General features: G+C 62.1%; 11 protein-coding genes. 7 read left to right on the forward strand and 4 right to left on the reverse strand.

What is annotated here, in order from left to right; translation table 11 throughout:
* Window positions 1-111 precede the first annotated feature (111 nt).
* Both P5W99_RS28395 and P5W99_RS28400 read right to left on the reverse strand, forming a co-directional pair.
* Window positions 112-1,062: a choline ABC transporter substrate-binding protein gene (locus P5W99_RS28395; protein WP_421027189.1), complete on the reverse strand. Its 951-nt coding sequence runs from the start codon at window positions 1,060-1,062 to the stop codon at window positions 112-114.
* 524 nt (window positions 1,063-1,586) lie between these two features.
* Window positions 1,587-2,027 (reverse strand): Lrp/AsnC family transcriptional regulator, encoded by a 441-nt coding sequence (locus P5W99_RS28400; protein ID WP_213306635.1) that lies wholly within the window; start codon window positions 2,025-2,027, stop codon window positions 1,587-1,589.
* Between the two features lie 307 nt (window positions 2,028-2,334).
* On the opposite strand from P5W99_RS28400, the gene P5W99_RS28405 reads away from it, so the two are divergent.
* From P5W99_RS28405 to P5W99_RS28435, 7 genes are all read left to right on the forward strand, one after another.
* Window positions 2,335-5,382, forward strand: a complete 3,048-nt coding sequence (locus tag P5W99_RS28405) for an aminotransferase class III-fold pyridoxal phosphate-dependent enzyme (protein ID WP_434664555.1) — start codon at window positions 2,335-2,337, stop codon at window positions 5,380-5,382.
* Window positions 5,383-5,563: 181 nt separating this feature from the next.
* On the forward strand, window positions 5,564-6,352 hold the full coding sequence (locus P5W99_RS28410; protein WP_421027191.1) for an ABC transporter substrate-binding protein: 789 nt from the start codon (window positions 5,564-5,566) through the stop codon (window positions 6,350-6,352).
* A 43-nt stretch (window positions 6,353-6,395) separates the two neighbouring features.
* On the forward strand, window positions 6,396-7,049 hold the full coding sequence (locus P5W99_RS28415) for an amino acid ABC transporter permease (protein WP_421027192.1): 654 nt from the start codon (window positions 6,396-6,398) through the stop codon (window positions 7,047-7,049).
* Between the two features lie 10 nt (window positions 7,050-7,059).
* A complete protein-coding gene (locus tag P5W99_RS28420; protein ID WP_421027193.1) occupies window positions 7,060-7,719 on the forward strand; it encodes an amino acid ABC transporter permease in 660 nt (219 codons plus the stop codon).
* A gap of 14 nt (window positions 7,720-7,733) precedes the next feature.
* On the forward strand, window positions 7,734-8,492 hold the full coding sequence (locus P5W99_RS28425; protein ID WP_421027999.1) for an amino acid ABC transporter ATP-binding protein: 759 nt from the start codon (window positions 7,734-7,736) through the stop codon (window positions 8,490-8,492).
* 559 nt (window positions 8,493-9,051) lie between these two features.
* Window positions 9,052-10,284, forward strand: a complete 1,233-nt coding sequence (locus P5W99_RS28430) for a molybdopterin-dependent oxidoreductase (RefSeq protein WP_421027194.1) — start codon at window positions 9,052-9,054, stop codon at window positions 10,282-10,284.
* A gap of 10 nt (window positions 10,285-10,294) precedes the next feature.
* The gene (locus P5W99_RS28435) at window positions 10,295-10,630 is read left to right on the forward strand and encodes a c-type cytochrome (RefSeq protein ID WP_421027195.1); all 336 of its coding nucleotides are present in this window, start codon (window positions 10,295-10,297) and stop codon (window positions 10,628-10,630) included.
* Between the two features lie 172 nt (window positions 10,631-10,802).
* On the opposite strand, the gene P5W99_RS28440 is transcribed toward P5W99_RS28435, so the two are convergent.
* Together P5W99_RS28440 and P5W99_RS28445 are read right to left on the reverse strand one after the other, a co-directional pair.
* Window positions 10,803-11,756, reverse strand: a complete 954-nt coding sequence (locus P5W99_RS28440; RefSeq protein ID WP_421027196.1) for a dimethyl sulfoxide reductase anchor subunit family protein — start codon at window positions 11,754-11,756, stop codon at window positions 10,803-10,805.
* 21 nt (window positions 11,757-11,777) lie between these two features.
* Window positions 11,778-12,524: a 4Fe-4S dicluster domain-containing protein gene (locus P5W99_RS28445; RefSeq protein WP_421027197.1), complete on the reverse strand. Its 747-nt coding sequence runs from the start codon at window positions 12,522-12,524 to the stop codon at window positions 11,778-11,780.
* Window positions 12,525-12,533 lie beyond the last annotated feature (9 nt).

The raw sequence follows: 12,533 nt of genomic DNA on the forward strand, positions 1-12,533 counted from the left end.
GGCGTTCAGGGATCGTCAAAGGCGCGCAATTGCACCGCGCGCCCTTGACGCCCTGCGTCCCGGCCGTCCGCAAGCGGGTGCGAACGGCGGCGGCGTGCCTGAAAAGGCAGGTCAGTGCGCGCCCAGATACGCGCGCACCGCGGGCAGGCCCGGCTTGCCGTCGAGGGTCGTCACCCCGGCGAGCCACTTGTCGAGCATCTGCGGATTGGTCTTGAGCCAGTCGGCAGCGGCCTTGTTCGGGTCTTCCTTGGCCGCAATAGGCACCATCAGGTGGTTCTCGATGGCGGTCGTGAACTGCAGGTTGGAGACGAACTTCGCGACGTTCGGGCAGCGCGTGCTGTAATCGGGCGGTTCCGCGGTCAGGACCTTAGCCTCGCCGTAATTAGGCCCGAAGACGTCGTCGCCGCCCGAGAGGTAATCGATCTTCATCTGCACGTTCATCGGATGCGGCTCCCAGCCGAGGAACACCACCCATTGCTTGTCGCGCACGGCCCGGTTCACCTGCACCAGCATGCCCGCCTCGCTCGACTCCACGAGCTTGAACTTGCCGAGGCCGTACTGGTTCGAGGTGATCATTTTCTGGATCAACTGGTTGCCGTCGTTGCCCGGCTCGATGCCGTATATCCGGCCCTGCAATTTATCGGCGAACTTCGCGATGTCCTGGAACGAATGCAGGCCGCCCTGATACACATAGTCGGGCACGGCGAGCGTGTATTTGGCGCCGGTGAGGTTCGGCGTCGGCAGCACCTTGATCGAGCCCGCTTTCGTGAACGGCGCGATCATCGGGTCCATGGTCGGCGACCAGTAACCGAGGAACACGTCGATCTGCTTGCTCTTCAGACCCGCGAACGTGATAGGCACCGACGCGATGGTCTTGGTGGGCTCATAGCCGAGCCCGGCCAGTATGGTGGACGCGACACCGGTGGTCGCCGCGATGTCGGTCCAGCCGACGTCGGCGAAGCGCACCGCCTTGCATTCGGCGGGATCCGCCGCATAGGTGCTGGAACAGGCAGCCGCGGCAAACAACAGCGCGCAGGCCTGCAGGGTCTGGAATCGGCTCATCTTCGTCTCCTCGAGATTGGCACAGCGTCGATCGGTTCCGCATGGAAGGGATGGCGGCAAGCTCGCGGACGGACTGCGTGTGGCCCGGCGCAAGCTGCGTGCCCGCCCCGCTTCCCCGGTCCGTCACTCGCTGTGGTGGGGCTTACGGGAAGAAAGCAAGCGAAGGCGTGCATCCCACGGTCAATAGTCGTTTGGCAAAAAGCGGACAAACGTAGCAATTACGACGAGGTCTTGCGCAGATGCGACAAAACGGGGCTGCAAGCACCGCAGGATGGGGCTTTAAGTTGATTGAACGATCAATCGAAATACGGCGGAGGGCGATTGACCCGGAATGCATGAGCGAAATCTCCGGGTTGCTTTCAGCATCACTTCATTTTCATGACGGGATATTTCGGCTGCTTACGATTTATTTACATTGCAGGCGAATAACCGGCTGCGGGGCTGGAAACGCTCCCATTCATGGCCGGCGCGGCACGGTTTATTTATTCAGGATTCCGATTGATACGCCGATGGATCGCATGAGATCAGCGCATCTCCCGATCGATATCGCGCCGCAAGACAATCGACGTCGTCAGGTCATCAACCGTCTCGTAGTTCGCGACCCAGTCGCGGACACGATTGAGGCCATCGATATTGCCTGCCTCGATCTCAACGATCAGATCCAGTTCCCCGCTGACCGATGAAACGCGCCGCACTTCGGGCTGCTCCGCCAGCAAGTCGAGCAGTTGATTCGCGGGCGTGCGCTTGAGGCTCACCATCAGGATCGCGCGAATCACATTGGGGTTGATCTCGCCGATATCCGCGCGATAGCCCCGTATCACGCCGCTCCTCTCGAGATTGGCAACGCGCTCGCTCGTCGCGCTGCGCGACAGCCCGATGCGGGCCGCCAGGGCCTTCAACGCAATGCGGGCGTCCTTGGAGAGGACAGTCAGAATTTCACGGTCAGTTGCATCAAGCTCTCGCATCAGTCACCTTTCCTGTCCACCGAATACATGCCGGTCCATTCCGACATTTTGCCGGGCAATCCGGCAACATACATGATGTCGTAAATCCCATCGCATGCCAACATATGGTCAGGATGCGCATTCAACGAAACGCCGGTCCGGCTAAGGACTTTCCCGGCAAGCCGCGGGCCCTGGCCCGACTCACCGTTTGGTCCGGATTGCTCTGCGTCTTCTCACGATTTTCGAGTCCACGCATGGCCGTCAATATGGATTCCTTATCGTCAACGCTTTGAGCAGGCCTTTAGTCAATCCACGCTGGAAGCACGAAATGACCGATCTCTCCCGTCCCGCACCTCACTACACTGTCGCCGATGCCGAAAAACTCGGTGAAGAGACTTTTGGCGTGACAGCCACGGCCTCCTTGCTCGAAGGCGAGCGGGACCGGAACTTCCGTCTGAAAACGCAGACCGGTGCGGACTGGATTCTGAAGATCGTGAACGCCAGCGAACCCAGGGTCGAGAGCGAACTCCAGACGGCGCTGCTGCACCACCTCAACGAAGCCGGCTCGGGCATGCCCGTCCCGTATCTGAAGCCGAGCCTGTCCGGCGAACTGCTGGCGTCGACGGTATCGTCTACCGGAGAGGAGCACGCCGTGCGGCTCGCGAAATGGATTCCGGGCACGCCGCTCGCCACGGTCGAGCGCAGCTTCGATTTGCTGCGCAATCTTGGCCGCGCGATGGGCGATCTCGATCGCGCCTTGCAAGGGTTCATGCATCCCGGCGCGTTGCGCAATCTGGATTGGGACGTCCGGCACGCGGCCCGCGCCCGCACCCGTTTGCATTTCGTGCGCGACGAAGACAGGCGATCGATGCTCGAACGCTTTATCGCGCGCTTCGAGAATCACGTCGCGCCGAAGCTGCCGCGCCTGCGCGCCCAGGTCGTCCATAACGACGCCAACGACTGGAACGTGCTGGTCGACGAAGCCGATCACAGCCGCATCGCGGGATTGATCGACTTCGGCGACGCCGCCCATACGGTGCTGATCGCGGACGTTGCGATCGCGTGCGCCTATTCGATCCTCGACACCGAAGATCCGATCGGCGCTGCGGGCGCGCTGGTCGCCGGCTTTCACGACCAGTACCCGCTCCTGCCGGAAGAGCTCGACGTGCTGTTCAATCTCATCGCCATGCGCCTCGTCATCAGCGTGACTTTCTCGGCTTCGCGCCACGACCGCACGCGAGACAACCCCTATCTCTCGATCAGCGAGGCACCCGCGTGGCGGCTGCTGCATCGGCTCGACGCGATGAATCCGCGCTTTGCCACGGCCATTCTGCGCAAGGCTTGCGGATTCGATGCGGTGGAAGGCGCGGGCGCGACGCGCCGCTGGATTGCCGCCAACACGAAACACTTCGCCCCGATCGTGCGGCCGCATCCGGCCACCTTGACGAAGGCCCTCGTGCCCTATGGCGACGCCTCGCATGAGATGACGATCGACTCGGCCGCGCAGCGTCCCGACAAATCCACCGCGTGGTGGAACGACTTCTGCGAACGCCATCATATTCAGCTCGGCGTGGGGCCGTGGGGCGAGCAGCGCACGGTCTACAGCAATGCCGCGTTCGAATCGCGATTCATCAGCGGCCAGCATCGCATTCATCATCTCGGCGTCGATCTGTTCATGCCGGCCGGCACCGCGGTCTACACGCCGCTCGATGCCACGGTCCGCAGCGTCCAGATCGAGCCCGAGCCACAGGACTACGGCGGGCTGATCACGCTCTTGCACGAGCCACAAGGCTGCCCACCGTTCGTGACGCTCTGGGGGCACATGGGACACGAAGCGCTCGCGCGCCTGAAGCCGGGGCAGAAGCTGGCCGCAGGCGACCTCGTCGGGTATATGGGCCGCAGCGGCGAGAACGGCGGCTGGACCCCGCACCTGCATTTCCAGGTGTCGACGGACGTGAGCTTGTCGGCAACCGAAATACTGGGCGTGGGCGAGACCGCTTACCTCGACGTATGGGCCGATCTGTTTCCGGACGTCGCGGCGCTCGCCGGCATTCCGCCCGAGGCATTCAAGCAGACCGGACGCACGCGCGCCGAACTCGTCGAGCGCCGCAAGGCCGTCCTGCTGCCCAATCTGTCGATTTCCTATGCGGAGCCGATCAAGTTCGTGCGCGGCGACGGCGTCTGGCTGATCGACCATCGCGGCCGCGCCTACCTCGACTGCTTCAACAATGTCTGCCATCTCGGCCATGCGCATCCCGACGTGGTGGAAGCGATCACGCGGCAAGCCGCGATCCTCAATACCAACACGCGCTATCTGCACGACACTATCGTCACGTACGCCGAGCGCCTGACCGCCACGTTGCCCGCAGGGCTATCGGTGGCCTCGTTCGCGTGCTCGGGCAGTGAGGCGAATAGCCTGATGCTGCGCATGGCGCGCAACCACACCGGCAACCGCGACGCGCTGGTGCTCGACTGGGCCTATCACGGCAACACCCATGAGCTGATCGATCTCAGCCCCTACAAATACAAGAGCAAGGGCGGCAAGGGCAAACCGGACCACGTATTCCAGGCCGATATTCCCGACAGCTACCGCGCGCCAGCGGACTGGCCGCTCGAAGAGCATGGCAAGCGTTTCGCGCAGAGCGTCGCCGAGCAGATCGATGCCATGAGCAAGCTGGGCCGCAAGCCCGCGCTGTTCCTGGCCGAATCCATTCCCAGCGTGGCGGGGCAGATCTTCTTGCCCGAGGGCTATCTGCAAGCGGTCTACGCGATGGTGCGCGCAGCCGGTGGCCTGTGCGTAGCCGACGAAGTGCAGGTGGGCTTCGGCCGGGTCGGAAGCCACTGGTGGGCGTTCGAAATGCAGGGCGTGGTGCCCGATATCGTCACCATGGGCAAGCCTATCGGCAACGGTCATCCGATGGCCGCGCTGGTGACCACACGCGAGGTGGCCGACAGCTTCAACAACGGCATGGAATACTTCAACACCTTCGCCGGCAACCCGGTGTCGTGCGCCGCGGGTCTCGCCGTGCTCGACGTGATTGAACGCGACGGCCTGCAGCGCAACGCGCTCGAAGTCGGCCACTACCTGCTCGATGGTTTCCGCGCGATGCAAAAGCGCTACGAGGTCATCGGCGACGTGCGCGGGCGAGGCTTGTTCCTCGGCATCGAACTGGTACTGGAGCGCAAGAGCCGCGAGCCCGCCACGGCCCTCGCGAAGAAGATCTGCGACGGCGCACGCGAGCGCGGCGTGCTGATGGGCACGGAAGGCCCCTTCGACAACGTGCTGAAAATGCGTCCGTCGATGATCTTCAGCCGCGCCAATGCGGATCATTTGCTCAGCGTGCTCGGCGACAGCATCGAGGCCGCGCTGCGCTAACGAATGCGATGTGCGGTTGCCGCCGGGCGGCAACCCAACCGGCAAAATGCCGGTCAATTCCGACGCAAATTCCGATTCGCGGACACATTGCCGGGTGTCCGCCCACTGGAACTATGTCAAGATTTTCACGACGCATCGTCTTGGCATAGACATACGATCAAAATAGCAGGAGACAACTTCCATGATTCTCAATCTGAAGCGCCTGATCTCGATGGCCACCGCTGCTATCGCGCTGTCGCTTATCGTTCACTCCGCCGCCACGGCCGACGAACTTCAGACGCTGCAGAGCAGCGGCGAGCTTCGCATCGCGATGAGCGGCCAATACCCACCCTTCAGCTTCGCCAACGACAAGAACCAGATCGTCGGCTTCGACGCCTCGATCGGTTCAGAGTTAGCCAGGCGATTGAAGCTCAAGCCCGTGATTGTGACGGCGCCTTTCGACGGCATCATCGGCGGCCTGCTGGCGAAGAAATACGACATCGTCGTCGCCTCGATGACGATCACGCCGGCGCGCGAAAAAGCCGTGGACTTCGTCGGCCCGTATTACCACGTCGAACGGGTTGCCGTGGTCTCGGCGAATTCTCCGATTCAGAAAATCGATCAACTCAAGGGCAAGACCGTCGGCGTGGTCCTCGGCGACACCAACGACAAGTGGGCGCAAGCCCAGGACGGCTGGAACGTGCGCACCTACAAGGGGCTGCCCGAGATGCTGCTGGAGCTTCAAAGCGGCCGCATCGACGCAATCATCATGGATAGCGTGCCGGTCATGGTCGCGGTGAAGGAAACGGGCCAGAAGGTCCGGATGCTCACGATCACGAATGCGCAAGCGGCGCCGGATAGCATCGGCATCGCGGTCCGCAAGGGCAATCCGGAACTGAAGGTGGCGTTGCAAAAGGCGCTCGACGACATGAAGGCCGACGGCACCTACGAGAAAATCTCCAAACAGTGGATCGGCAGCGATATTCGCTGAACGTCCCGCATGACCGGCCCGGTCTCGCGCCCCTGGAGATTTCATGGATCTTGCAATGACCTTGATGCTACGAACCCTGCCGTTTTTTCTGGAGGCGGCATGGGTGACCGTGCAGATTTCGACGCTTGCCCTGCTAATCGGACTGGTCGTCGCCGTCGTCCTGGTGGCCGGACGGCTTTCCGATAACCGCGTCCTGCGTACGCTCTGCACGGCATACGTCAGCCTCTTTCGCGGCACGCCCAATCTGGTTCAGCTATTCCTTCTCTACTTCGGCGGCTCGCAGATCGGGCTGAACCTCGATCCCTTCACCGCCGGATACATCGCGCTGGGGTTGAACATTGCCGCTTACATGTCGGAGTCCATTCGCGGCGCGATCGTGAATGTCGAGCGCGGGCACATCGAAGCCGCGCGTTCGGTCGGGCTTTCACGCGCACAGACGATGCGGCTCATCGTCTTGCCTCAGGCGGCGCGGCTGATGATACGTCCGCTCGGCGTGAACACGATCGGGCTCGTCAAGGGATCGGCACTGGTTTCGACCGTGTCCGTGGTCGAGCTGACCTATACCGCGCAACGCTATATCGGCTCCACCTACAAGCCATTCGAAATCTTCGCGATCGCGGCCGTCCTATACATGATCATCATTTACGTCGTCGCGAAGGCCGTCGATCTGCTGGACAGGCGCTTCGCGCCCCGCTGAGGAAGCACGGATGTCACCACTCGATTTCAGCATCGTTTTTCCCTACACCGGACTGCTGCTCAAAGGCCTGCTGTGGACGGTGATTCTCACGGTCACGGCATCGTTCCTGAGCCTGGTGTTCGGCATCGTGTTCGCGCTTGCCGTGCTCTACGCGCCCAGGTTCGTCTGCTATCCGGTGCGCCTTTTCATCTGGCTGTTCATGGGCACGCCACTGCTGTTGCAGCTCTTTCTGATTTACTTCGGGCTCGCGCAAATCGGCATCGACATACCCGCTTTCGGCGCCGGCATCATCGGTCTCAGCCTGCATTTTGCCGCGTACAACGCGGACGTCATTCGCGCGGGCATCGTGTCGGTCGACCATGGCCAGACGGAGGCGGCGCGCTCCATCGGTTTTGGCCGTTGGCGGACGCTGCTCCATATCGTGATTCCGCAGGCGGTGAGGAAAACCATACCGCCCATCGGCAACAACATGATTGTCCTGTTGAAGGACTCGTCTCTGGTGTCGGTGCTCGGCATTGCGGAACTCGTCAATAGCGCGCAGCACGCCATCAGCGACACGTTCAGTCCGTTTGAATTTTATTTATGCGTGGCCGTGCTTTATTACGTGTGCAATCTGGCAATGGAATCGGGCTTGCGGCGTGTCGAAAAAAATATCGAGGTGACGCGATGAGCGCATTGCAACCCATGGTTGAAGTGAAGGACGCCCGCAAAGCTTATGGCGCGGTGGAGGTCCTGAAGGGCATCGATCTGTCCGTTTCGCGTGGCCAGATCGTTGCGATCATCGGGCCGAGCGGGTCGGGAAAAAGCACGCTGCTTCGCTCGATCAACCATCTGGAGACCCTGAATCAGGGCGAGGTGTGGCTCGACGGCATGCAGGTGAATCAGCCGCTGAAGGGGCGCGCGTTCGAGAAGCACATCAACGCCGTGCGGCAGCAGATGGGCATGGTGTTTCAGCACTTCAATCTGTTTCCGCATTTGACCGTGCTGGAAAATATCATTCTGGGTCCGGTCAAACTCAAGGGCATGAACAAGGATGCCGCTCGCGAACTCGCGCTGAAGTTGCTCTCGAAGGTGGGGCTCGCCAACAAAATCGATGCTTACCCGTCGCAATTGTCGGGCGGGCAGAAGCAGCGCGTCGCTATTACGCGATCGTTGGCCATGCAGCCCAAGGTCATGCTGTTCGACGAAGCCACATCGGCACTGGATCCGGAACTGGTCGACGAGGTGAATGCGGTTATGAAGCAATTGGCCGCCGAAAACATGACCATGCTGATCGTCACCCACGAAATGCGCTTTGCCGGCGAGGTGTCCGACAAGATCGTGTTCATGGACCGCGGGGTGGTGGTCGAAGAAGGACCGCCGGATCAGCTGCTTTGCGATCCGCAGCAGGACCGCACACGTGCGTTCTTGAAGAATCATCTTTCGGCTTCGGCGCGGCGATGAGGCGATGAGGTTCGGCTCGCCGATACAAGATCCACTGGGCGAGCAGCATGCCATGGTTACGCCCGCGTATCTCCCATGCGACTATCTTGACGCAAGTCAATTACCAAATTCGGCTGCAACCTAGGCTGGTTTCAACCGTTTGCAACCGCTGTTAGCCGTTTTCAAACGTTAGCCAGCGCCGCAGGCCTTGCAAGAGGCTAGTTCCCGCGTTGCACAACTGCAGCGCCATGACGGCGCCAGCCGTTTCCGTGCGTTACCCCGCCTGTAGAGCAGGCTCCAAAAACGTAAAGCTCTACTTTGGGTCGTAGAACGAGTGATCGCGTGACCCCTCCCTTCTCATGGAGCAGGGGCTGCCATACGAGGAGCAACCGGCTGCTCGATGAGATGCCGGGTCATTCGCAAACCCGTTTTCGACGCATATCGAGTGGAACGAGCCGATAAACCTCTCGGGTAACTCCGCGTAGAGTCCCGCTTTCGAAGTGCATATATTCATTCGGATACAGGCTGAATCTCCCGGCGCGACCAAAGCGCCAACCTGTTCGCAGACTCGGAGAAAGCGATGATCGACGGATACAACATCAGGCGTCGTCAGTTGCTGCAGTCCTTCATGGCAGCCGGCGCTGGTTGCCTTACGTGGGGGCTGTCGGACGTTGCGAGAGCAGCAAATGCAATCACCCTGCCCTTTGAAAACGGGCTGCGGGAATTGACTACGGCGTTTCCACAAAAAGGCGAAATGCTGTTGGTCCGCAGCCGTCCGCCGCTGCTGGAGACACCATTCTCTGTTTTCGATCAGGGTGTTTTCACACCCAACGATCAGTTCTTTGTGCGCTGGCACCTGGCCGGCATACCGACGAGCATCGACGCACGCAGCTTCCGGGTCAAGGTTCATGGCGCAGTGCGGCGCGAAGTCGTGCTCGGACTTGCAGAGCTGTCCAGGGAGTTCGAGCGAGTCGAGGTCACCGCCGTCAACCAGTGCGCGGGGAACTCGCGAGGCTTCTTCAAGCCGCGCGTTGCGGGCGGAGAGTGGGGCAATGGCGCGATGGGTAACGCGCGCTGGACCGGCGTGCGCCTCAAGGACATTCTGGACCGCGCGGGCGTGAAGGCGGGCGCGGTTCAGGTGCGCTTCAATGGCGCCGATGCGGGCGCGATTCCGGCTACGCCCGACTTCGTCAAGGCGCTGAGCGTCGATCACGCCCGCGATGGCGAAGTGATGGTGGCATTCGCAATGAACGGCAAGCCGCTGCCCTTTCTGAACGGGTTTCCGCTGCGGTTGGTCGTCCCCGGGTGGTATTCGACTTACTGGGTGAAGATGCTCGATGACATCGAGGTCATCGACACGCCGGATACCAACTTCTGGATGGCCAAGGCCTATCAGATTCCGGACACGCCTCATGCGGACGTGTCACCGGGTCAGAGCGGAATCAAGACCGTCCCGATCACCCGGATGGTGCCACGCTCATTCATCACGAACCTGAGCGACGGCGCTGTCGTGGATGTCGGCAGGTCGCAGCCGGTACGCGGTATTGCGTTCGGGGGCGATGCCGGCGTCCGGGAGGTCCATTTCTCGGCCGACAACGGGATGACATGGACGCCCGCAAAGCTTGGGCCGGACCACGGAAAATATAGCTTTCGTCGCTGGGAAGCGTCGTTCCTTCCGCGGCATGCGGGCCAATTCGCGCTAAAGGTGAAGGCTGTCAACAATGACGGTGTCCAGCAGCCGGACAAGCCAAACTGGAATCCAGGCGGCTACATGCGTAATGTGATTGAGTCGATGACCGTCGTTGCGGCTTGAGGAGCGAATCATGAGGGCTTGGGTTGCATGGGTCACCATCTGTTTCGCAGGCACCGTCGCAACGGGTGTAGCCGCCGCCAAATCACCGGGCAGCGTGGCGGAGAACACCGCGCAGGTTACGCTGCCCACAGGCGACCCTTTCCCGCAGGGAGCGGGATCGGATCTCGCAAACGCGCATTGCCTGATATGTCACTCCGCGGGTATGGTGATGCGGCAACCACCGCTGACGTTTGACGACTGGAAAGCCGAAGTGACCAAGATGCGTGCAGTCTACGGCGCGCCGCTTCCACCCGAAAGTATCGAAGAGATCGCCCGGTATCTGGTGACGATCAACGGGAAGCCCTGACCCGCAATTGCGGCAGGGTTCAAGGCGAACGCGTTCTGGTCTGCGAAGGCAGGTCGGTCGCACGAACGGCGACGCGCTTACTCGGGCACCTGTGGCACGGCTACACGTGACTCGTCGATTTTCAACGCGCACGGTCGCGCCGACTCAGGTGCCCCACTCCGAAGCCGGCAAATCAGGCCTGCCGATAATAAACATTCTGCGGATGCCGCGCTTCCGCGAAGAAGAACCACCGCTCGGCCACGAGCCCCGCATACTGAATCACCACAGCGGCGCACAGCAGCGTCAATGAAGCGCCCACCGGCCGCACGTTCGCGCCGAATGCGACGAGCACGAACGGCACGGCAAACGCGGCCACGAGGAAGGTCCATTTGATCCGCTTGAGCGTGGCCGGCGTCTTGCCGTGGAAGAACTCGCGCAGGTTGAACGCGCCCGCCGTGAAGCCGCGCGACTTCTGCTCGACGCGTGCGCTGCGGATGCCGGTCGCGCTCTGTACCGTCGATTTGGGCCGCAGCCGCGCATTGCGCACGAGCGAGGCGACGCGCGAAGCACAGCCGCCGAGCGTCAGCACGCAGGCCAGCACCGCGAGCGGCCCGACCAGCGCGGGTGCGAGCCACGCCGCGCATGCCGTTGCCAGCGTGAAGCCCGAGGCGCAGCCGAGCAGCGCGAAGTTGACGAGCGTGAGCGGCGTCGCCCATTCCTGGAGGAAGCGCAGGCACGCGTAGATCATGCCCGTGCAGACGAACAGCAACCCGCTCGTCAGCACGGCAACTGCGCCAATTGCGAGCGCATGCGGCCAGCCGAATACATGCGCCATGCCATAGGCGAAGGAGCAGGCGAGAAACAGCGGCAGGCACAGGCATTCGCGCGAGAGCCACGAGGTGCGCCACATCGCGATGGCGCGCCACGCGCGCTCGGGATGCCCGAGGTGGAAGAACGACGCCAGCAGCCCCGCCGCGCCGAGCACGCACGACAGCGCCGCGCCCACCACATAGAAGAGTTGCGGCACGGCCGCTCCATCGACGAGGCCAAGCTGCCCCGCTGCCTCCACGCCCACGAGCGCAATCACGAGCCCCTGCGCCGCGCCGATCAAGGTGGTAAGAAACACCACGGAAAATGCCGGATTCATATTGGTTCCTTTCTGGCGTAATTAATGCGCCGGCGAGCGGGTCGCGATCGACGCGAGATTCAGCGCCCCGCGTTCGACCTGCGATTCGATCGAGGCCGGTACGCTATCGGCGGCTTCGCCCTTGCACGAGCACGATCCGCTGCCGCACGACGACATCGTCTGGCGCGGCAAATAGTGATTGGCGGGCCGCGTGCCCCACTCGGGCATCAGCTGATAGCCGCCGCGCTCGCGAATCGCCTTCGACACCACGGAATCCGGGTCGTGGATGTCGCCGAACAAACGCGCCGAGGTCGGGCATGCGAGCACGCAGGCAGGCTTGCGGTCGCGCTCGGGCAGCGCCTCGTTATGGATGCGGTCCGAGCACAGCGTGCACTTGGTCATCTCCTTGCGCTCTTCGTCCAGCTCGCGCGCGCCATACGGGCAGGCCCATGAGCAGTACTTGCAGCCGATGCAGCGGTCGTAGTCGACCAGCACGAGGCCGTCTTCCTTGCGCTTGTAGCTGGCGCCGGTCGGACAGACCGGCACGCAGGGCGGATCTTCGCAGTGCAGGCACGACTTCGGGAAATGAATCGTGTCGGCCAACGGGAATGTGCCGGCCTCGAAGGTCTGCACGCGATTGAAGAACGTGCCGGAAGGATCGGCGTCGTAGGGGCGGCTATCCGATAGACTGCCCGCCTCCCCCGAGGTGTTCCACTCCTTGCAGCTCGTCACGCATGCGTGGCAGCCCACGCACACGTTCAGGTCGATTACGAGCGCCATCTGTGTCATAGCCGTTTC

The sequence above is a fragment of the Paraburkholderia sp. A3BS-1L genome (genome assembly GCF_051125215.1).
Lineage (GTDB): Bacteria > Pseudomonadota > Gammaproteobacteria > Burkholderiales > Burkholderiaceae > Paraburkholderia.

Coding starts and splice junctions, on each gene's coding strand:
- P5W99_RS28445 (WP_421027197.1), bottom strand. CDS start 12,524: ATGACACAGATGGCGCTCGTAATCGACCTGAACGTGTGCGTGGGCTGC.
- P5W99_RS28425 (WP_421027999.1), top strand. CDS start 7,734: ATGGTTGAAGTGAAGGACGCCCGCAAAGCTTATGGCGCGGTGGAGGTC.
- P5W99_RS28405 (WP_434664555.1), top strand. CDS start 2,335: ATGACCGATCTCTCCCGTCCCGCACCTCACTACACTGTCGCCGATGCC.
- P5W99_RS28400 (WP_213306635.1), bottom strand. CDS start 2,027: ATGCGAGAGCTTGATGCAACTGACCGTGAAATTCTGACTGTCCTCTCC.
- P5W99_RS28430 (WP_421027194.1), top strand. CDS start 9,052: ATGATCGACGGATACAACATCAGGCGTCGTCAGTTGCTGCAGTCCTTC.
- P5W99_RS28410 (WP_421027191.1), top strand. CDS start 5,564: ATGATTCTCAATCTGAAGCGCCTGATCTCGATGGCCACCGCTGCTATC.
- P5W99_RS28395 (WP_421027189.1), bottom strand. CDS start 1,062: ATGAGCCGATTCCAGACCCTGCAGGCCTGCGCGCTGTTGTTTGCCGCG.
- P5W99_RS28440 (WP_421027196.1), bottom strand. CDS start 11,756: ATGAATCCGGCATTTTCCGTGGTGTTTCTTACCACCTTGATCGGCGCG.
- P5W99_RS28435 (WP_421027195.1), top strand. CDS start 10,295: ATGAGGGCTTGGGTTGCATGGGTCACCATCTGTTTCGCAGGCACCGTC.
- P5W99_RS28420 (WP_421027193.1), top strand. CDS start 7,060: ATGTCACCACTCGATTTCAGCATCGTTTTTCCCTACACCGGACTGCTG.
- P5W99_RS28415 (WP_421027192.1), top strand. CDS start 6,396: ATGGATCTTGCAATGACCTTGATGCTACGAACCCTGCCGTTTTTTCTG.